The 20,114-nt window shown below is 72.1% G+C and carries 12 protein-coding genes and 2 pseudogenes; 7 read left to right on the forward strand and 7 right to left on the reverse strand.

Annotation, left to right across the window (positions count from 1 at the left end):
- Positions 1-18: 18 nt before the first annotated feature.
- The 7 genes and pseudogenes from KUM44_RS25655 to KUM44_RS25680 all read left to right on the forward strand — a co-directional run bounded on the left by KUM44_RS25655 (position 19) and on the right by KUM44_RS25680 (position 14,384).
- Complete coding sequence (locus KUM44_RS25655; RefSeq protein WP_217211485.1) at positions 19-4,569, forward strand: type I polyketide synthase; 4,551 nt, start codon at positions 19-21, stop codon at positions 4,567-4,569.
- Positions 4,566-9,218, forward strand: coding sequence for a type I polyketide synthase (locus tag KUM44_RS25660; protein WP_217211487.1), 4,653 nt, complete (start codon positions 4,566-4,568; stop codon positions 9,216-9,218). Before KUM44_RS25655 ends, KUM44_RS25660 begins: the two co-directional genes overlap by 4 nt.
- A 97-nt stretch (positions 9,219-9,315) precedes the next feature.
- Positions 9,316-9,909 carry a cysteine dioxygenase family protein gene (locus tag KUM44_RS25665; RefSeq protein WP_217211489.1) on the forward strand — a complete coding sequence of 198 codons (594 nt, stop codon included), beginning with the start codon at positions 9,316-9,318 and terminating at the stop codon, positions 9,907-9,909.
- Between the two features lie 34 nt (positions 9,910-9,943).
- Positions 9,944-11,257: pseudogene (locus tag KUM44_RS47640) on the forward strand (amino acid adenylation domain-containing protein); the annotation flags it as partial.
- A gap of 87 nt (positions 11,258-11,344) precedes the next feature.
- Positions 11,345-12,565 (forward strand): FkbM family methyltransferase, encoded by a 1,221-nt coding sequence (locus KUM44_RS47645; RefSeq protein WP_374202075.1) that lies wholly within the window; start codon positions 11,345-11,347, stop codon positions 12,563-12,565.
- 252 nt (positions 12,566-12,817) lie between these two features.
- Positions 12,818-13,330 (forward strand): flavin reductase family protein, encoded by a 513-nt coding sequence (locus KUM44_RS25675; RefSeq protein WP_217211494.1) that lies wholly within the window; start codon positions 12,818-12,820, stop codon positions 13,328-13,330.
- Between the two features lie 169 nt (positions 13,331-13,499).
- Positions 13,500-14,384 (forward strand): LysR family transcriptional regulator, encoded by an 885-nt coding sequence (locus tag KUM44_RS25680; protein WP_217211496.1) that lies wholly within the window; start codon positions 13,500-13,502, stop codon positions 14,382-14,384.
- Positions 14,385-14,498: 114 nt separating this feature from the next.
- Here KUM44_RS25680 and otnI read toward each other — a convergent pair whose 3' ends face one another.
- From otnI to KUM44_RS45670, 7 genes and pseudogenes are all read right to left on the reverse strand, one after another.
- On the reverse strand, positions 14,499-15,344 hold the full coding sequence (gene otnI, locus KUM44_RS25685) for a 2-oxo-tetronate isomerase (protein ID WP_217211498.1): 846 nt from the start codon (positions 15,342-15,344) through the stop codon (positions 14,499-14,501).
- Positions 15,345-15,461: 117 nt separating this feature from the next.
- On the reverse strand, positions 15,462-15,590 hold the full coding sequence (locus KUM44_RS25690; RefSeq protein WP_217211500.1) for an aldehyde dehydrogenase family protein: 129 nt from the start codon (positions 15,588-15,590) through the stop codon (positions 15,462-15,464).
- Positions 15,591-15,598: 8 nt separating this feature from the next.
- Positions 15,599-16,309 (reverse strand): aspartate/glutamate racemase family protein, encoded by a 711-nt coding sequence (locus KUM44_RS25695; RefSeq protein WP_217211502.1) that lies wholly within the window; start codon positions 16,307-16,309, stop codon positions 15,599-15,601.
- Positions 16,310-16,617: 308 nt separating this feature from the next.
- Positions 16,618-18,051 (reverse strand): four-carbon acid sugar kinase family protein, encoded by a 1,434-nt coding sequence (locus tag KUM44_RS25700; RefSeq protein ID WP_254390080.1) that lies wholly within the window; start codon positions 18,049-18,051, stop codon positions 16,618-16,620.
- A gap of 290 nt (positions 18,052-18,341) precedes the next feature.
- A complete protein-coding gene (locus tag KUM44_RS25705) occupies positions 18,342-19,298 on the reverse strand; it encodes a succinylglutamate desuccinylase/aspartoacylase family protein (protein WP_217211503.1) in 957 nt (318 codons plus the stop codon).
- Positions 19,299-19,455: 157 nt separating this feature from the next.
- A complete protein-coding gene (locus KUM44_RS25710) occupies positions 19,456-19,638 on the reverse strand; it encodes a hypothetical protein (protein WP_217211505.1) in 183 nt (60 codons plus the stop codon).
- 73 nt (positions 19,639-19,711) lie between these two features.
- A pseudogene (locus KUM44_RS45670) lies at positions 19,712-20,114 on the reverse strand (ethanolamine utilization protein EutE); the annotation flags it as partial.

A 20,114-nucleotide genomic window follows, 5' to 3' on the forward strand; every position in this document is an offset into this window, starting at 1 on the left:
TGCGGGGACGGGAGACCGATGACAGACCAGCAGTTCGACGAGTACGCGGAGAGCCTGGATATCGCGGTGATCGGCATGGAGGGCCGGTTCCCGAAGGCCCCGGACGTCGACGCCTTCTGGCGCAACATACGGGACGGGAAGTGCGCGGTCACATTCCTGTCCGAGGACGAGCTGCTCAGCCGGGGGGTCGACCCGGAGACGGCTCGCGACCCGCTGTACGTACCGGCGGCCAACGAGCTGGCCGACATCGACAGCTTCGACGCGGAGTTCTTCGGCTACTCGCCGCGCGAGGCCGAACTGATGGACCCCCAGCACCGGCTGCTGCTCGAATGCGCCTGGGGCGCCCTGGAGAAGGCCGGCCACGACCCGGCCCGCTACGACGGACTGATCGGCGTCTACGCCGGCGCCGGCACCAACACGTACCTGATGTTCAACGTGGCGGCGAACCGCCGGGCGGCCGACATGCTGGGCGGCAGCCAGGTCATGATCGGCAACAGCGGCGACTTCCTCGCCTCCCGCGTGTCGTACAAGCTCGGTCTCCAAGGCCCCAGCGTCAACGTGCAGTCGGCCTGTTCCACCTCGCTGGTCTCGGTGGTCCTGGCCTGCCAGGCACTGCTCTCCTTCCAGTGCGACATGGCCCTCGCGGGCGGTGTCGCCGTCGACGAGTCGAAGCACAAGGGCTACCTGTACGCCGAGGACGGCATCTTCTCGCCGGACGGCTACTGCCGCTCCTTCGACGCGGACGCCCGGGGCACCGTCGGCGGCAACGGTGTCGGTATGGTCGTCCTCAAGCGGCTGGGTGACGCCATCGCCGACGGGGACCACGTCCACGCCGTCATCAAGGGCTCCGCCCTCAACAACGACGGCGACCGGCGCGTCGGGTTCACCGCACCGAGCGCCGACTCCCAGGCGTCGGTCATCACCACCGCCCTGGCCAACGCCGACGTGGAACCCGAGACCGTCGGGTACGTCGAGACGCACGGCACCGCCACGGTCCTCGGGGACCCCATCGAGTTCGCCGCGCTCACGGCGGCGTTCGGCGCGGGCACCGACAAGCGCTCCTTCTGTGCCCTCGGCGCGGTGAAGACCAACATCGGCCACCTCGACGCGGCCTCCGGCATCGCAGGGATGATCAAGGCCGTCAGCGCCGTCGAGCACGGGCAGATCCCGCCCACCCTCCACTTCAAGCGCCCCAACCCGCACATCGCCCTGGACGACAGCCCGTTCTTCGTCAACACCGAGGTCGCGCCCTGGCCCGTCACCGACGGCCCACGCCGCGCCGGAGTGAGCTCCTTCGGACTGGGCGGCACCAACGCGCACGTCGTACTGGAGCAGGCCCCGGACCGTCCCGCGCCCGAGCCCTCGGGCGAGGAGCACCTCGTCGTCCTCTCCGCCCGCAGCGACACCGCCCTCGAAGCGATGTCCGACCGGCTCGCGGACCATCTGCGCGAACACCCCGACACCCCCCTGGGCGACCTGGCGTTCACCCTCCAGACGGGCCGCAGGACGTTCGACCACCGCCGGGTGCTCGTCGCGTCCGGCTCGGCGGAGGCCCTCGACGCCCTCGACGCCCGCGATGACGGGCGCGTCCTCTCCGCCGCCCGCCCGGGGGACGGCCACCGCCCCGTCGCCTTCATGTTCAGCGGCTTCGGCGAGCAGTACCCGATGATGGCGGAGCGCCTCTACGCGACCGAGCCGGCCTTCCGGCAGGCGCTCGACGAATGCTCCCTGATCCTCGACCCGCTCCTCGGCAGGGACATCCGCGAGGTCGTCTTCGACCGGGAGGCCGCGCGCCGCCCCGAGGGCGACGGGAAGCCGGACCTCCGGCGCATGCTGATGGGCCCCCGGATCAGCGACCACCCGCTGGACCAGCCCGCGCTCGGCTACCCGGCCGTGTTCGCCGTCGAGTACGCGCTGGCCCGGCTGTGGCGCGCCTGGGGCGTCGTCCCCGAGGCGATGATCGGCCACAGCCTCGGTGAGTACGTCGCCGCGTGCCTGGCCGGGGTGTTCTCCCTGCCGGACGCTCTGCGGCTGGTCGTGGAGCGAGCCCGGCTGATCTCCGCCTGCGGCGAGGGCGCCATGGTGGCCGTACCCCTCACCGAGGAGGAGGTCGCGCGGCATCTCACCGACGAGGTGTCCGTGGCCGCCGTGAACGACCCGCGCACCTGCGTGCTGGCCGGACCGCCCGAGGCGATCGACCGAGTGACCGCCGCGCTGGAGGCGGCCGGGGTGGTCTCGCGGCGACTCAACACCCGGTTCGCGTTCCACTCCCCGATGATGGACCCGGTGGTCGCGCCGTACGCCGAGGCCGTGCGCCGGGTACGGCTGAGCCCGCCCGCCATCCCGTTCGTCTCCAACATCACCGGCACGTGGATCACCGCGGAGGAGGCGACGGACCCCGACTACTGGGCCCGGCACGTACGGCTCCCGGTCCGCTTCGCCGACGGCATGCGCACCCTGTGGGGCGTGGACGGCGTCGTCCTCGTCGAGGTCGGCCCCGGCCGGGCGCTGACCTCGGCGGCGATGCAGCACCCGGCGAGCGCGGAGGTCACCGACCGGGTCGTCGTCCCGTCACTGCCCGACGCGTTCACCGCCGAGTCCGACCGGGCGGCAGCGCTGCGGGCACTCGGCCGGCTGTGGCTCGCCGGGGTCACCCCCGACTGGGCGGGCCTGCACGCGCACACCCCGCGCCGCCGGGTGGTGCTGCCCTCCTACCCGTTCGCCCGCACCCGGTACTGGCTCGACGCCGACCGGCGCGACCGGCACTCGGCCGCGCCCGAGGAACGGGCCGGGATGGACGACTGGTTCTACGACACCTCGTGGCAGCGGCTCGGGCCCGTGGAGGACACCCTCGCGGCGGACGGTCACCGCTGGCTCGTGTTCGCCGACGACAGCGGGCTCGGCGGCGACGTCGCCGCCCGGCTGTCCGCGCTGGGCGCCCCCGTCGTGACCGTCACCGCCGGCCCCACCTGGCAGGACGAGGGTCCCGACCGGTACGTCATGGACCCCGCCGACCCGGACCACTACGGCAGACTCGCCGAGGGCCTGCGCGCCCGGGGGACCTTCCCCGACCGCGTGGTGCACTGCTGGGCCGTCGACCCGGGCCCGGCGACGGACGACCGCGCGGCGGCCGAGGAGACCCTGGACCGCGGCTTCCACAGCCTCGTGCGGTGGGCCCGCGCGTGCGAGCCCGAACTGATGGTGGGCGAGCAGCACTGGACCGTGCTGTCCAGCGAGACGTACCCGGTTCTCGGAGACGAGCCGGTGAACCCCGTCAAGGCCGCCGTCGCGGGCGTGTGCAAGGTCGCTCCCCAGGAGTATCCGTCCCTGCGCTGCGCCCAGATCGACGTGCCCGTCCCGACCGGCGCGCCCGGCCTCGCGGACCGGGTCCTCGCGGAACTCGCCGCCGGGGCCGACAGCGGGATCGTCGCGCTGCGCGGCACGACGCGCTGGCGCCAGGTCCTCGTACCGGCGCCGCTGACGGCGCGCGCCGGGGCCGGGCCGCGGCCCGGCGGCGTCTACCTGATCACCGGCGGCCTCGGCAAGATCGGGCTGGTCCTCGCCCGCGCCATCGCTGCCCGCGCCCCAGGCGCGCACCTGGTCCTGATGGGACGTACGGGCCTGCCCGACCGCGGTACCTGGGGCGGCGCGCACGCCCCCGCCACCGCCGCGGCCATCGACGCCGTCCGCGAACTGGAGGCCATGGGCGCCACGGTCGTCATCTCGGCCGTGGACGTGGCCGACCCCGACGCGGTCGCCGCCGCGGTGGACAAGGCCGTCCAGGAGTGCGGCCCCGTCAACGGCGTCATTCACGCCGCAGGCACCACAGGACCGGCCGCTCACCAGGTGCTCGCCGACCTCACGGACGACGACTGCTCCCGCCACTTCGGGCCGAAACTGCACGGCGTGTACGTACTCGACCGGGCCCTGCAAGGACAGCCCCTCGACTTCGCGCTGCTCTGCTCCTCCGTCGCGGCCCTGCTCGGCGGACTCGGGTTCACCGCTTACGCCGCCGCCAACGCCTTCCTCGACTCCTTCGCCCGGCGCGAGCCGCAGCCCGGTCGCATCCGGTGGACGTCGCTGAACTGGGAGGCGTGGCACTTCCCCGGCGACGACACCGCGGAAGCCGGCATCGGCGCCGCCATCCATCACGTCGCCCTCGACCCGGACGAGGGACGTGCCGTCTTCGAGCGCCTCCTCGACGCGGCGACCCGCTCCCAGGTCATCGTCTCCACGACCGACCTCGACGAGCGCATCCGGCAGTGGTCCGCACCTGTCCAGGACATGACGGCGGTGGAGCACCGCCACGCCCGCCCCAGCCTGCGCAACCCGTACGTGGCCCCGGCGACCGACCTGGAACGCCGGCTCGCCGCCATCTGGGAGGAACTGCTCGGCATCGAGGCGGTGGGAGTGCAGGACAACTTCTTCGAACTGGGCGGCAGTTCGCTGCTCGGCCTTCAGGTGGTGCACCGGCTGCGCAGCGGCCTCGGCATCGCCGTCCCGCTGACCGTCGTGTACGAGGGTCCCACCATCCGTTCGCTGGCCGACCTGATCGGTGAACTCGCATGAGCCGGGACCGGGACATCGCGATCGTCGGCATGGCGGGACGCTTCCCCGGCGCACGCGACCTGGACGAGTTCTGGGCGAACGTACGCGACGGCGTGGAAAGCATCTCCTTCTTCACCGACGAACAGCTCCTCGCCGCAGGCGCCTCATCGGACCACCTCGACCAGCCGAACTTCGTCCGCGCCGGCGCCTGCCTGCCCGGCATCGACACGTTCGACGCCGAGTTCTTCGGCTACACGGCCCGCGAGGCGGAGATCATGGACCCGCAGCACCGGGTCTTCCTGGAGACGGCGTGGCAGGCGCTGGAGCACTCCGGGTACGACCCGGCCCGGTTCGGCGGGGACATCGGCGTGTTCGCCGGCGCCGGCAGCAACGGCTACCTGGCCCACGTCTACTCCCACCCCGAGATCGTCGAGACCACCGGCGGAACGCAGATCCTCCTCGGCAACGAGCTGGGCTTCCTGTCCACGCGGGTCTCCTACAAGCTCGACCTGCGCGGCCCCAGCGTCTCGCTGCGCACCGCGTGCTCCACGTCGCTGGTCGCCGTGCACCTGGCCTGCCGCTCGCTGCGCGAGCGCGAGTGCGACATGGCGCTCTCCGGCGGTGTCTTCCTCAACCTGGAGCAGGAGCGCGGCTACTTCCACCAGGAAGGCTCGTTCGTCTCCCCGGACGGCCACTGCCGCCCCTTCGACGCCCGCGCGGCCGGCACCCTGTTCGGCAGCGGCGCGGGCGCCGTGGTGCTCAAGCGCCTCGACGACGCCCTCGCCGACGGCGACACCGTCTACGCCGTCATCAAGGGTTCGGCCGTCAACAACGACGGAGCGGTCAAGGTCGGCTTCACCGCCCCCACAGTGGCCGGTCAGGCCAGGGTGATCGCGGACGCGCTGCGCGACGCCGGTACGGAGCCGGCCGCGATCGGTTACGTCGAGGCGCACGGCACCGGCACCTCGCTCGGAGACCCGATCGAGGTCCGCGCCCTCACCAAGGCCTACGAGGGCGTGCCCCCCGCCACGGTCGCCCTCGGATCGCTCAAGTCGAACTTCGGCCACCTGGACGCCGCCGCGGGCATCGCGGGACTGATCAAGACGGTCCTGTCCCTGTGGCACGAGACGCTGCCACGCACCCTGCACTTCGAATCCCCCAACCCGGACATCGACTTCGCCGCCGGACCCTTCACCGTCCAGCGGGACACGGCACCGTGGCCGCGCTCCGGGAAGCCCCGCCTGGCCGGGGTCAGCGCCTTCGGCTTCGGCGGCACCAACGCCCACGTCGTCCTGGAGGAAGGCCCCCGGGAGGGCCGTCCCGACGCCGGAACGGACACCCGGCCCGAACGCCCCTCGCACCTCCTCGTGCTGTCCGCGCGCACCCACGCGGCGTTGGAGGAGCTGAGTGACACGATGGCCGCGCGACTGCGCCGAGGACGGGCACGGCTCACCGACATCACGTACACCGCCGCGACGGGCCGCCACCGCTTCCCGGTACGCCGCACTGTCACCGGCCCCGACGCCGCGTCGCTCGCCACTGCTCTGGAGTCACGGGACCCGGCGCGGGTGACAACCGGCGAGTGCGGCGGCACGCCCCCGCGCGTCGCGTTCCTGCTCAGCGGGCAGGGAGGCCAGTACCCCGGCATGGCCAGGGAGCTCTACGCGCACGAACCGGTCTTCCGCGACGCCGCGGACCTCTGCCTGAAGGAACTGGCCTCGCGTGGCGGCGGCGACGCGGGGCTCCTGGAACTGCTGCTCGACGCGGACGGGTCCGAGGCCGCCGCCGCCGAACTCAGCCGGACCAGGCTCGCCCAGCCGGCCCTCTTCGTCCTCGAATACGCCCTGGCACGGCTCTGGGAGTCATGGGGCGTCGTACCCGCCGCCCTGCTCGGCCACAGTCTGGGAGAACTCGTCGCGGCGTGCCTCGGCGGAGTGTTCACCCTGCGGGACGCCCTTGCCCTGGTGGCGCTGCGCGGAGAGCTGATGCAGGAGCAGCCGACCGGGGCGATGCTCAGCGTCGTCGCCGACCGTGCGACCGTCCTCTCCCTCCTCCCCGCCGACGCGTCCCTGGCCGCCCACAACGGCCCCAAGGACTGCGTCGTCTCCGGAGACCACGCCGCCGTGGCGGCGTTCGCCGCGCTGCTCGCGGAGCGGGGCATCGCCACCCGGCCGGTCAGCACCTCGCACGCCTTCCACTCCCCGATGATGCGGCCCATGGTCGACCGGTTCGTCGCGGCCGTCGCGGCCGTACCGAGGCAGGCGCCCCGCACCAGGTTCGTGTCCAACGTGACGGGCACCTGGATCACGGACGACGAGGCCCGCGACCCGGCGTACTGGGGCCGGCACGTACTTGCCCCGGTGGAGTTCGACGCCGGTGTGCGCACCCTGGCGGAGGAACCCGACCTCGTATTCCTGGAGATCGGCCCCGGCCAGACCCTCACCAGCCTCGCCCGGCGCGTTGTCTCGGGCGAAGCCCCCCGCCTCGTCACCTCCTCCTTGCCGCACCGCCAGGACAAGAGGCACCCGGTGGAGGCCGCACAGCGCGCCCTCGGCCAACTGTGGCTCGCCGGCGGCGAACCCGACTGGACCGCCTTCCACCAGCCGCACCAAGGCGGGCGGCTCCACAGAGTCGCCCTGCCCGTCTACCCGTTCCAGCGGCAGCGGTACTGGCTGGACCGGCACGCCGAACCCGCCGCGAGTACCCCGGCGACCCGCCGGGCCGACGTCACCGACTGGATACAGGCCCCGTCCTGGGAACGCACCGTACTTCCCCAGGCGCCCACCTTCCCCACCGGCCGGCGCTGGCTCGTCTTCGACGACCGGCTGGGCCTCGCCGAGGCGCTGACGGCCCGGCTGCGCCGCGAGGGCGCCCAGGTGGCCACGGTGACCGCGGGAGACCAGTGGACGCAGGCCCCCGGCCGTTTCACCATCGATCCCGCCGACGCGGACCACTACGTACGGCTGCTGCGGGCACTGCGCGAACAGGACCACCTGCCCACCCACATCGCCCACTGCTGGAACGTCACCGGCGCCACCCCCGACCCGGAGAGCGGTGCCGCCGCCGCGGGATTCGCCGCCGCCCGCCGCGCCTTCGACGGCCTGATCTTCCTGGCCCAGGCACTCAACAGCCACCCCGACCACCCGAACTGCGGCATCTGGGTCGTCAGCGACGGCCTGCACCGGGTCATCGGCACCGAACGGCTCATGCCGCTCAAGTCCACTCTGCTCGGCCCCGTCCGTGTCATCCCGCGCGAACACCCCGCCCTCGCCTGCCGCAGCGTCGACATCGTCCTCGACGGTGAGCCGATCGAGCGCACCGCCGACCAACTGCTGCGCGAGTTCTCCGTGCCGCCCGAGCACGCCGCCGTCGCCTACCGGGGGACACACCGCTGGTCGCAGACCTACGTACCTGCGCCGTTGCCGCCCTCGGACAGTGCCCCCTCCACCCTGCGCGACGACGGTGTCTATCTGATCACCGGCGGAACCGGTGGGCTCGGGCTCGCTCTGGCGGAGCACCTCGCCCGCCCCGGCCGGAGACTGGCCCTGCTCGCCCGCACCCCCGTCCCCCCGGAGGAGGAGTGGGACCGCCGGCTCGCACAGCCCGGCGGCGGCAGGACCGCCGAGGTCATCGAGAAGGCTCGCGCCATCCGGCGGCGGGGCGCCGAGGTGATGCTGCTGAACGCCGACGTCTGCGACCGCGACCAGGTCGAGGCCGCCGTCTCCGCCGTCGTGGACCGGTGGGGAGGCATCCACGGTGCCTTCCACGCGGCGGGCCTGGCCGGCGGCGGCCTCGTCCAGCTCGGGACCTCCGAGAAGGCCGCCCAGGTCCTGGGCCCGAAGGTGCTCGGAACGCTCCACCTCGACCACGCGCTGGCCGAGCGGCGGCCCGACTTCCTGTTCCTCTTCGGCTCCAACGCCGCCCACGTCGGTGACTTCGGCCTGGCCGACTACGTGGCCGCCAACAGCTTCCTCGACGCGTACGCCCACACCCACGCGCCCGATCGGCGGGTGCTCACCGTCGACTGGGGGCCGTGGAAGGACGCGGGCATGGCCGTCGCGACGGACCTCCCCGACGCGCTGGCGGAGGTCCGCGGCAAGGACGTCGCGGAGCGCGGCATGGCGTCGGCTGAGGCCCTGGAAGCCCTGGAACGTGTCCTCTCCTCGTCGCCCGAACCCCAGCTGATCGTGTCTCCCGTGGACGTCAAGGCCCTGATCGAGCAGGCTTTCGTGCTCGGTGCGGACGCCGGGGGTGACGAACGGCTGGCCGGACTCGGCACACCGCAGACCCTCCACCCCCGCCCGCAGGTCCCCAGCACCTACGTCCCGCCCAACGGGGAGACCCAGCGGCAGCTGTGCAAGGCGTGGCAGGACCTGCTCGGCATCGACCAGGTCGGCGTCGACGACAGCTTCTTCGACCTCGGCGGAAGCTCCCTGATCGCCATCCAGCTCGTGGCGACCGTCAACAAGTCCCTGGGCGCCTCGCTCACGGTGGCGCAGCTGTACGAAGTGCTCACCGTCGCCGGTCTTGCGCGGCTGATCGACGGGGCCGGCGCCGAACCGGACGAGGCGAGCGGACACGCGATCGAGCAGGTCAAGAGCCGGGCCAACGCACGCCGGCAGCAGCAGCAGAACCGGATGGCCCGCGCCCGTGCCCGCCGCCAGACCTGATCCGGCGACCGGCCCGTCCCGCACCGGGCACGGGCCGGGACACACCCGAGTCGACACCGTCACCCCTACCGGCCGGGCGCGGTACGAAAGGAGCACGATGCCCGCTCCCTCCTCCAGGGGATCGCGACTGGACACCCTTGTCAGGGAGATCCGCGACGCGCTGCGCATCCCCGCCGAAGGCCGGTCCGAGCAACCGGGCCGGCAGGTCTCGGACGTCCTCGCCGCCCATCTGCGCCACGACGACCTGCTGACCGATGAGCAGTTGGCCGCCGATCAGGCCGCGTACAGGCAACACGTCCTGCACATCGAGCCGGACGGCACGTTCTCCGTCGTCGCCCTCGTGTGGCTGCCCGGCCAGCACACCCCGATCCACGACCACGTCTGCTGGTGTGTGATCGGCATCTACCGAGGAGCCGAGGAGGAGATCCGCTACCAGCTCGTCGACGAGGACGGCTCACCGCACCTCGTCCCCGCCGACGTGACCGCCAACCACACCGGCACCGTCACCTACCTCTCGCCGCCGGGGGACATCCACGAGGTCCGCAGCGCGACCGACGGCCTGACCGTCTCCCTGCACGTGTACGGAGCCGACGTCGGCAGGCTCGGCACCAGTATCCGGCGGTGCTACGACCTGCCGGTTCGGCCGCCGCACGCCGCCCTCGGCGCGGTACAGCGGCCCGCCAGGCCGTAAGGGAAGCGACATCATGGGGGACAGCGTGCACAACCCGCCGACCACTCTGCCCGAGCTCTTCTCGGCGCAGGTGGCCAGAACACCCGACGCGGTCGCGGTCGTTGCCGACGGCAGCGTACTGACCTACGCCGAACTGGACGCCCGGGCCGAGCGGTTGGCCCGTGCCCTGGCGGCTCTCGGCGCCGGGCCGGAGACCGTCGTAGCGGTGAGCGTGCCGCGCTCCGTGGAACTCCTCCTCGCCCTGTACGCGGTCCACAAGACAGGGGCGGCCTACCTGCCGGTCGATCCGGGGCATCCGGCCGAACGGGTCGCGCTCATGATCGAGGACGCGCGGCCCGTGACGGTGCTGACCGCCGACGACATCCGGAACCTGTCGGCACGGGACGCGGCGGAGGACAACAAGCCCCTGCCCGCGCCGCCGCACCCGCTGAGCACCGCGTACGTGATCTACACCTCGGGGTCGACCGGACGGCCGAAGGGCGTCGCCGTACCGCACCGGGCGATCGTCAACAGGCTTCGGTGGATGCAGGACCGTTACTCGCTCGGCGCCGACGACCGGGTGCTCCAGAAGACCCCGGCGGACTTCGACGTCTCGGTGTGGGAGTTCTTCTGGCCGCTGAGCGTCGGCGCCTGCCTCGTCGTGGCCGAGCCCGGCGGACACCGGGACCCGCGGTACCTCGCGGAGTTGATCCGGTCCCAGCGGGTGACGACCGTCCACTTCGTGCCGTCGATGCTCAGGTTGTTCCTCGACGAGCCCGCAGCAGCCGTGTGTACCGGTCTGCGCCGGGTCTTCGCCAGCGGAGAGGCCCTCCCCGGTGAGCTGCGTGACCGGTTCTTCGCCGTCCTCGGCGGCGCCGAGTTGCACAACCTGTACGGCCCCACGGAGGCGGCTGTGGACGTCTCCCACTGGGAGTGCCGGGCGGACGACCCGCCGGGGCCGGTCCCCATCGGCCGACCCGTGTGGAACACCGGCCTCCACGTCCTCGACACCGACCTGAGGCCGGTGGAGCCCGGCGTCACCGGCGAACTCCACATCACCGGCGTCCAACTGGCCCGCGGCTACGTGAACCGGCCGGACCTCACCGCGGACCGCTTCTTCCCCAACCCGTACGGGCCGCCCGGCAGTCGTATGTACCGCACCGGCGACCTCGCCCGCCTGCGCCCCGACGGAGCCGTCGAGTACGTCGGCCGGACCGACCACCAGGTCAAGGTGCGGGGCATGCGCGTCGAACCGGGCGAGGTGGAGGACGTACTGGCGGGCCTGCCCCCCGTGGCAGCCGCCGCGGTCGTGGCCCGGCCGGACGAGACGGGCGGCGCGCGACTCGCCGCCTACCTCGTTCCGGACGCCCGCAAGGCGGGTCCCCTGCTCCAGGTGTGCCGGCTCGAACGCGAGGGCCTGCTCGGCGCCGACGAGCGGCACACACTGCCCAACGGCATGCTCGTCGCATCGGGCAACCACACCGAGACGGACTTCGTCTACCAGGAGATCTTCGAGCACCGCGAGTACCTCCGTAACGGCATCACCCTGCCGCCGGGCGCATGCGTGTTCGACGTCGGCGCGCACATCGGGCTGTTCACCCTCGCGGTCGCCCGGTCCTGCCCGGACGCCGTCATCCACGCGTTCGAGCCCATCCCCGACCTGTTCCGTCTGCTGGAGCTGAACACCCGCATCCACGGCGCCGACGTCCGGCTGTTCCCGTACGGGATCGGTGAGAAGGAGGACACGGCGACGTTCACCTACTACCCGGGCCTGTCCATCATGTCCGGGCGGTTCGGTGACACGGCGCAGGAACGCGGCGTCGTGGAGGCGTACATACGTAACGACCCTTCCGCGACGGGCCTCGATGTGCCGGGAGCCGAGGCTGACCTCGACGTGCTGCTCACCGAACGGCTGGGGCACGAGGAGGTGGTCTGCCGGCTGCGGACCCTGTCCGACGTCATCCGCGAGACCGGAGTGGACCGCGTCGACCTACTGAAGATCGACGCGGAGAAGAGCGAACTCGAGGTCCTCGACGGCATCGACGACGCGCACTGGCCCCTCATCCGCCAGTTGGCGATCGAGGCGCACGACGTGGGCGACAGGGTGGCCCGCGTCAAGGACCGGCTCACAGCTCACGGCTACGCCGTCGAGGTCGAGACGGCGCCCGTCCTCATGGACACGGGACTGGTCACCCTGTACGCCCGCCGCCTCGGCGACGCGCCGGACGGCACGGCCCGGCCCGCCGCCGAGCCCCGCCCTGGCCGGGGGGCCCTCTCCGACCCGGACCTGTTCGAGCAGGAGGTCCGCCGCGCCGCGGCACGCCACCTCCCGGAGCACATGATCCCGGCGACGTTCACGGTGCTCGACGCGTTTCCGCTGTCACCGAACGGCAAACTCGACCGCAGGGCGCTCCCGGACCCAATCCCGCGCACCACCACCGGCGCCGCCCCGCGCACTCCGCAGGAGGAGCTCTTGTGCACCCTGTTCGCGGAGGTGCTCGATCTCCCCGGCATCGGGATCCACGACAATTTCTTCCGCGTGGGCGGTCATTCGCTGCTGGGCATCCGCCTGACCGAGCGCATCCGTTCGGTCTTCGGCGTCGACCTGGACATCCGCTCCCTCTTCGAGTCTCCCACCGTCGCCGGCGTGGCCCACCACCTGATCAACCACCCCTGAGTTCGCGCGAACCGGAGGAGCCGGACGTACTCAGGGCGGCGGCCTGGCAGTGATGTGGAGCCTGTGGGATGTTCTCGCCCGTGGCGTCATCGACGGCCACTGCCAGGGCGTCGAGGCCATGGTCGACCAAGCCGTCCCCATCTCTAGGAACGCTGCCTGTTCCACCTCGAACAAGAAGGCCCCAGCCCGTGCGACCGTCTCGGAACGCGACGAGTACGGGCTCGACTCCCGCGTCACAGAAACGGCCCGGTCATGCCCACCCCCAAGCCCTCCAGCGCCATCACTCTGCAAGCGTTTCGCGACGCCATGTCCACCGTTGTCTCCCCCGTCGCCGTGGCCACCGCGATGGACGGCTCGCGCCCGCACGGCACCACCGTCAGCGCCTTCGTCTCGCTGTCCCTCACACCCCCGATGGTGCTGGTGTCCCTGGACAACCGCTCTCAACTGCTCGCGGTCATCCGCCGCACCGGACGACTGGGTCTCAACATCCTGGGCGCTCACCAGGCAGATCTCGCTCTCGCCTTCGCCCGTTCCGGACCGGACAAGTTCGACGGCGTGACCTGGTCGCCGAGCCAGGATCGACCCCGCCTGCCGGGCTCGGCGGCATGGATCGCCGCCAAGGCCGGTGAGTACGTCACCGCCGGGGACCATACTGTCCTGCTCGCCCATGTCGTCACGGCCGAACCAGGCGAGGGCGACCCGGCAGATCTCAGCCCCCTCACCTACCACCAACGCTCCTTCGGCACCCACACACCGCTCTGTTGAGGCCGGCGCTCCGGCGGCCGGACAGGGGCGCAGCGCCTGCACCATGGCGTGCACGGCACGCTGATCCACCGCATCGGTGGTCCGTACTTCGTCGAGGCTGTCCTTCACGCAACCATGGTCGGGACCAATCGAGTCGTCGGCTGATTTGTTGAGGGGCAGAGGGCGCGAAATGGATGTTCGGCAGCTGGAGTACTTCCTGGCGATTGTTGATCGTGGGGGGTTCAACCGTGCGGCCTCGGCTCTGTACGTGTCGCAGCCGTCGCTGTCGCAGGCCGTGCGGGCGCTGGAGCGTGACCTCGGCTCCGAGCTGTTCCATCGCATCGGGCGCAGGGCAGTGCTGACGGAGGCCGGAAGGGCTCTGATCGAGCCTGCCCGGGAGGCCGTGCGGAGTCTGGAGACGGCCCGGGCGAGCGTCGCGGCGGTGCATGAGCTGCGTGAGGGGCGCCTGGATGTGGCGTCCATGCCGTCGCAGGCGGTGGAGCCGCTGACGAGTCTGGTGAGTGCCTTCAGCCATCGGTATCCCGGCGTCTCCGTGGCCATCAAAGCGGCGTTCACCTCGCGTGACGTGATCGACATGGTGCGCACGGGTGCCGTGGAGTTGGGGCTTTTGGCGTCCGCCGGTCCCGTCTCCGACAAGGAGGTCGCCTCACACGCGCTGGGGCGGCAGCGTTTTGTGCTGATGGTGCCGGCCGACGGCCCGTTCGCCGGCCGGACGGCGGTGGAGTGCCGGGAGCTCGCGGGACAGCGGCTGATCGTCGGGCAGCCGGGTACGGGGATGCGTGCCTACGTCGACGCGCTGCGGGAACAGGGCATCGAGTTCACCGTCGCCGCTGAGACCGAGCACCGTGTGTCGCTCATGCCCCTGGTACTGGCCGGGGTCGGACTCGCGGTGGTCACGGATTCCTGGCGGGACGTCGCCCGGCGGCTGGGCGCCCGCATCCTGGACATCGAGCCGAGGGCCACCCTGGACGTCGCCCTCGTCAGCCGCCGCGGCAGCCTGTCGCCTGCGGCCGCGGCGTTCGTCACGGCCGCCACCTCGGCCGCCGACAGCTGACAGGCTGGCTGATGAGGCAGGTCCGCATCGCGTCTTGGACGCCTCACGGACCGCCTTGCCGCAGCGTGGAAGGCGAGTGCAGCACGGGCGTCATGCGTGTGCCGGACTACGCCGTCACGCCGGCCTCTCGGCGCGGCGGCCGCCTGACCTCCGCAACCCCCTTTGCCGGCTCCGGTAGTCGTTCAGCCAGCGGAGACCTTCACTCGTGCCGGCGCGGGGGCGGTACTCGCAGCCGATCCACCCGTCGAACGCCAGCTCGTCCACCACGTCGAGCAGGTGGCGGACGTTGAGCTCACCCCGATCGGGCTCGCCCCGGTCGGGCACGCCCGCGATCTGTAGATGACCGACCCGGCCGGTCGGCAGGTCGCGGCGCAGGGTCGCGGTGAGGTCGCCCTCGACGATCTGGCAGTGGTAGAGGTCGAGCTGCACCTTGAGATTCGAGGCTCCCACCTCCTGCACCACGGCATGGGCCTCGGCCTGGGTGCTCAGGAAGTATCCGGGCATGTCGCGGCCGTTGATCGGCTCGATCATGATGACGACGCCCGCGGCGGCGGCCCGTTCCGCGGCCCAGGCCAGGTTGGTCAGGTAGGTGTCGCGGTGCCGGGCCCGCTCGGCCGGTGTCGCGTCCGGTGGGACCAGCCCGGCCATCAGGTGCACCCGCGGGCAGCCCAGCGCCGCCGCGTACTCCAGCGCCCGGTCGACCCCGGAACGCACCTGTGCCTCGCGTCCGGGCAGTGCCGCCAACCCGCGCTCTCCGGACTCCCATGCTCCGGGAGGCGCGTTGAAGAGCACCTGCTCCAGGCCGTGGTCGTCGAGCCGGCGGCGCAGCTCGGCGGCGTCGTACGCATAAGGGAAGAGGTACTCCACGGCCTGGAAGCCGTCGGCCGAGGCCGCGGCGAAGCGGTCGAGGAAATCGTGCTCGGTGTACATCATGGACAGGTTCGCTGCGAACCTCGGCATGCTGGCTCCTGCGTTCCGGCCGGGGAGGCCCGGGTCGGTGGTTGACGACGTGCTTCTCGGTGGTGAGCACCGCTGCGGCTTCGACGACGAGGACGAGCGCCAGGACGTACACCGGGATCATCGCCGAATCCGAGTGCGCAGGTAGCCCGCGAGACCCCTCCGGGTGTCGTTGGCCCTGTGGACGGCTTCCTCCTCCCTGCCGAACGGGCTGACGGGAGCCACCGGACCGAAGATCTCCTCGGCCATGAGGTCTGCTAGGCGCTGTCTGCGGCATGGGCGGGTTCAGCCGTCTGCTCGCGCAGCACACGCACCGCGTTCTCCGCTCCGCTGCGCGGGCTGGAGAGCACGGGCTTGCCGACGGCTTCGGTGATCGCGGGAGCCAGCCGTGCCATGGATGCCTGGGCCAGCACGATCACGTCGGCCTCCTCGGCCAGCGCCCGTGCCCCGCCCAGCACCATCGCGTCGTGGCGGTCGCGGTCACCGGACATCAGCACCGAGAAGGCGCCCTCGCAGAGCCGCTCCCGCACGGTGATGTCGCGGCCGGCCGCCCGGGCCTTCTCCTCGACGAGGGCACGGGTCGGCGGCAGCGTCGTGGGGACCGTGGCCAGGACGCCGATGGTGTTGGCGGTCTCGACCGCGGACGCGGTCATCGCGTCGTCGATCTTGACGATGGGGACGGAGACCAGGCGCCGGGCCACGTCGATGGCCGGACCGACCGAGGAGCAGGCGGAGAAGACGACGTCGGCCCCCGCGGACTCCGCGGCCTGGGCCAGGTGCACCATGCGCTGCGTGCTGGCAGGTGAGACCTCACCGTCGCGCACCACGGCTGCGAGTACGTCGCTGTCGACGAAGTGCAGGACCTTGGCGTCGGGCGCGAGTTCCGCGAGGTAGTCGTTGATGACCGGATCGGCGTTGACGAACAGCAGGCTGGTGTGGAGCACGGCGATCGAGGCAGTGGTGGACATGTGGGGCTCCAGCAGGGCGCGGTATCGGCCCGCGTGTCCAGGAGGGCACGAGAGCGCGGGACAGAGTGGTGCGAACCGCGCGCAGCGCGCACGGCTGGGAGGGTGGACGACGGTCTTGTGTCCGCCGGTGCGGTGTGTCTCCAGGCGGCGGGGCCGAGTTCAGGTCATGCGTTCGTCCCCTCGGGGCGGGGGCTCAGGCGGCCGATGACGTCCAGGGCGGCGTCCCGGACCGCGTCGCGGCCCGCCGCCAGGCAGGGCGTGACCGGCGGCCGCGGCCTTCTTCAGGGCATCGGTTCCGTGCAGCAGCATCAGGCACTCCTCAGCAGCTCGAGGGCGTCGGCGAGGGCGTCGGCGCCCCCGACGTTCCCGGCGAAGACGATGTAGGGGATACCGGCGGCGGGGCCATCCGCGGGCTCCCAGAGGGAGACGATGCCGGGCAGCAGGGTGCCCCGGGCCCAGGCACGGCGGATCCCAAGGCCGTGGGTGGCGGTGTCGCTGGAGGTGATACCGCCCTTGGCGACGACGAAGGCGGGCCGCCGGGTGGCGTTGACCTGGCGCACGGCCTCGACGAGTGCGGCGGAGACCCGGCGGGAGATCGCGAGACTGTCGTTCGCGTCGGCACCCGTCACCAGCACGCGAGAGGTGCGGATCACGGCGTCGGCCGAGTCCAGCGCGCCGGCGGCCGCGGCCGCGACCCCGGCGATGTGGGCGTCACGCCGCTTCTCGTCGAGCAGCAGGGCCACGTCCAGCTCGTACTCGGCGATCCCACCTCGCTCCCGCAGTCGGTCCAACTGCCGTGTCGTCAGAGCGACATGAGAGCCCACGACGATGAGACCGTGCGGTGCGTTGCCGCGCAGCGGGCGCAGTTCGGCCGGGGTGAGCGGTGCCCGCGCCGCCTGCCCGGCGCGGGCCCTGACGAAGGACGGCCCGACCCGGTACAGCAGCTGCGTGCCGTTCTCCTCCGCCTCCGCGAGGGCCAGGGCCAGCACCCGCAGATCGTCGTCGCACACCGCGTCGACCACGGCCGTACGTCCGCCGCGCAGTGAGGACAGCAACCGCGCCGTGTGCGCCGGGCCGCCGCCGCGCAGGTCGTCGAGGGTGACGCGCAGGACCTCGTCCGCGGGCACGCGTCCGCCCGTCTTCTCCTCGACCCACTCGGGCAGCGACGAGCTGCGGTAGCCGAAGGTGGCGTCACGGGCGAACTCGCTCATCCCGACCGGGAGCAGCCCGTCGGCCGTCCGCATCCAGTGGCGGGAGCCGACGGTCAGCCGGCCCGCCTCGATGTAGGCGGGGACCAGCACGACGCCGTCGACCGTGCCGAGTTCCTCGGTCAGGACATCGGTCTCCAGCGGGAAGTGGCCGCGAAGCGTGGAGTCCCCACGGCTGGCCAGCACGTAGCCGGTGCCCTCGGCCGCCGACGCCGCGTGCAGGGCGCGGACCACCTCGCGGTCGCGGGCGGCGGCGTCCTCGGGGGACAGGCTGCGGGTGTTGGTGAGGACGAAGAAGACGGTGCTGTCCTGGCGCAGCGCCCAGCGCAGGTCGTCCACCGTCCAGGACGTCAGGACGGGCACGTCGGCGACCGTCTGGGTGCCGGTGGGATCGTCGTCGAGGACGACGAGACGGGGGCCGCCGGAGATGCGGGCGGCCACTTCCGCGGCGCTCACCTCACGCACGGGAGGCAGCCCTTTGAGCACCGCTGCCTCGGGGAGGGGCCGCGTGTGGGCATGGAGGGGTGGAGACATGGCGAATTCCTGACCTGTTACGGGTAGTTGAGGGGAAACGTCAGGTGATGGTGACGTCGTCGTCGATCACCTGGCCTTCTCTCGGAGCATGTTCAGGCGCGCGTGTGCGTGGGGTGCAGCAAGGGGGCGAGCGAGCACGACCCGTCAGGGCGGCAGGGACTTCCCACGACCACGTCGCGGAAAGTCCCCGCAGTGTCACCGCCGCCGGCGGGCAGCGACGGCCGTCCCGTTCGACGGGTTGACGACGGTGAAGGCGCGACCCCTGGCGGCGGGGACCTGGTTTCCGCCGATCAGCAACTCAGGATCTCTCCCTGCACCTCGCCGAAGATGACGACCTCGTCGCCCGGACGGACTGTGCGGATCCGGCGCACCCAGAGCACGATGCCCTGCTGCGGCGCGCGGACCTCCTCCAGCACGTTGCCGTAGTGGTCGGAGATGGTCCCGATCAGGTCGCCTTCCTTGCAGGTCTCGCCCGGCTCGGCGTGGGAGACGAAGAAGCCGCCGGCGTCGGAGCGGGCGAAGGTGCCGGAGACGGTGGTGTAGCTGTCCCGCAGCTCTGTCTCGCCGTCGATCATCCCGAGCTGGCGCAGGATGTTGCGGACCGAGTGCATGTGCTGCTCGACGTTGGTCTCGCGATACGTGGCGCCACCGCACTCGATGGTGATGGCGGGCTTGCCGGCTTCGAGGACGGGGTGGCGGACCGTGCCGCCCCACTTGCCGCCCTTCCAGACCAGCTCGTGCCCGGCGGCGAGCGCGATGTCCGTCGCCAGGTCCTCGTAGCCGCCCTGGAGGATGACCAGCGGGGCGATCTCGCCGTAGGCGCCACCGGTGTGCAGGTCGACCACGGCGTCGACGGCGGGGACGACCTTCTCGACGAAGGTGGCGGCCAGACGCTGCGAGTACGAGCCCTCCGCGTCGCCCGGGAAGATGCGGTTGAGGTTGAGGTGGTCGATGCCGCTCGCGCGGGCCGCCGCCTCGAAGGCCGGGGTGTTCAGGCAGGGGATGCCGACGACCGTGCCGCGCAGGGTGGCCGGGTCGAGGTCGGCGAGGACGCGCCGGATGGCCTCCTGGCCGTCGTACTCGTCGCCGTGCACGCCCGCGTCCACACACAGGACCGGGCCGTCCTGGGCGCCGTTGACGACGATCAGCGGGATGCCGAGCTCCACGCCGTAGCTGCTGGTGCCGACCGGGATGAGGCCCTGGGCGCGCTCGCCCGGAGCGACGGTCAGTGGACCGATGGAGTACATGTTGTTCCTTTCATAGGTGGTTCACAGGCGGGCCGATGCCTCGGCGAGCGTGCCTGCGGGCAGGCCGGCCTCGGGCAGTCGGCGCGGGATCAGGCCGACGATCAGTTCTGTGCGGGCGGTGCTGCTGGACCCGTGGTCGTCGAGGTCGCCGAAGGACTCACACGAGTAGATGAACTCGGGCCGCGGATGTCGCCGACGACGGGCAGGCCGGTAAGGCCGCCCTGCGCTTGGCCAGGTCGTCCTGGAGGTCGCGGACGTGGTCCAGGATCCGGTCCCGCTCCGTGATGTGGAGGTTGCGCGGGCGATGGCCGCGCTCAGCGGGTGCCCGGCGAAGGTGCATCGTGTGCCTCCCCGGCCGGGGGAAGGGGAGCGGCCGAGGGTGGTGGTTGGGGGCGGCTGGGGGTGGGGGCTGCCTATGGGCGGGGATCGGCCTCGTCGGGTTCGGTGCTGCCTACGCCGGGGATGTGGAGGGCGGTGGGGCGCGTGGCCGTGTCGGGGTCCCACGGGATGGCCAGGGCGGCCAGTTCCTTGCCGGGGGCGACGGTGAGGCCGTGCATGCCGTAGAAGATCCGCCCGTCGGCCGGGGCGTGCACCGTGTGCTCCCGGCCGTCGACCGGGTCGACGATACGGCCGAGGAGGTCGCCCTCGGCGACTTCGCCGATGACGTCGGCGTCGAAGGAGAACTCCGGGTACCACAGGCCGGTGGCCTCGGCGGTGACGCCGCCGGACCAGACCCATGCGCGGATCGGTGCCGGGGTGGAGCCGTCCTGGTCGAGGACGCCCAGGTGGCGCAGTGCCTTCAGCAGGCCGTCGACG

Origin of the sequence: Streptomyces sp. AC550_RSS872, assembly GCF_019049285.1 — a bacterium.
Lineage (GTDB): Bacteria > Actinomycetota > Actinomycetes > Streptomycetales > Streptomycetaceae > Streptomyces.

Excerpts from the sequence above, each read along its gene's own strand:
- KUM44_RS25655 (WP_217211485.1), top strand. The coding sequence starts at position 19 with ATGACAGACCAGCAGTTCGACGAGTACGCGGAGAGCCTGGATATCGCG.
- KUM44_RS25660 (WP_217211487.1), top strand. The coding sequence starts at position 4,566 with ATGAGCCGGGACCGGGACATCGCGATCGTCGGCATGGCGGGACGCTTC.
- KUM44_RS25665 (WP_217211489.1), top strand. The coding sequence starts at position 9,316 with ATGCCCGCTCCCTCCTCCAGGGGATCGCGACTGGACACCCTTGTCAGG.
- KUM44_RS47645 (WP_374202075.1), top strand. The coding sequence starts at position 11,345 with ATGCTCGTCGCATCGGGCAACCACACCGAGACGGACTTCGTCTACCAG.
- KUM44_RS25675 (WP_217211494.1), top strand. The coding sequence starts at position 12,818 with ATGCCCACCCCCAAGCCCTCCAGCGCCATCACTCTGCAAGCGTTTCGC.
- KUM44_RS25680 (WP_217211496.1), top strand. The coding sequence starts at position 13,500 with ATGGATGTTCGGCAGCTGGAGTACTTCCTGGCGATTGTTGATCGTGGG.
- otnI (WP_217211498.1), bottom strand. The coding sequence starts at position 15,344 with ATGCCGAGGTTCGCAGCGAACCTGTCCATGATGTACACCGAGCACGAT.
- KUM44_RS25690 (WP_217211500.1), bottom strand. The coding sequence starts at position 15,590 with ATGGCCGAGGAGATCTTCGGTCCGGTGGCTCCCGTCAGCCCGTTCGGC.
- KUM44_RS25695 (WP_217211502.1), bottom strand. The coding sequence starts at position 16,309 with ATGTCCACCACTGCCTCGATCGCCGTGCTCCACACCAGCCTGCTGTTC.
- KUM44_RS25700 (WP_254390080.1), bottom strand. The coding sequence starts at position 18,051 with ATGTCTCCACCCCTCCATGCCCACACGCGGCCCCTCCCCGAGGCAGCG.
- KUM44_RS25705 (WP_217211503.1), bottom strand. The coding sequence starts at position 19,298 with ATGTACTCCATCGGTCCACTGACCGTCGCTCCGGGCGAGCGCGCCCAG.
- KUM44_RS25710 (WP_217211505.1), bottom strand. The coding sequence starts at position 19,638 with ATGCACCTTCGCCGGGCACCCGCTGAGCGCGGCCATCGCCCGCGCAAC.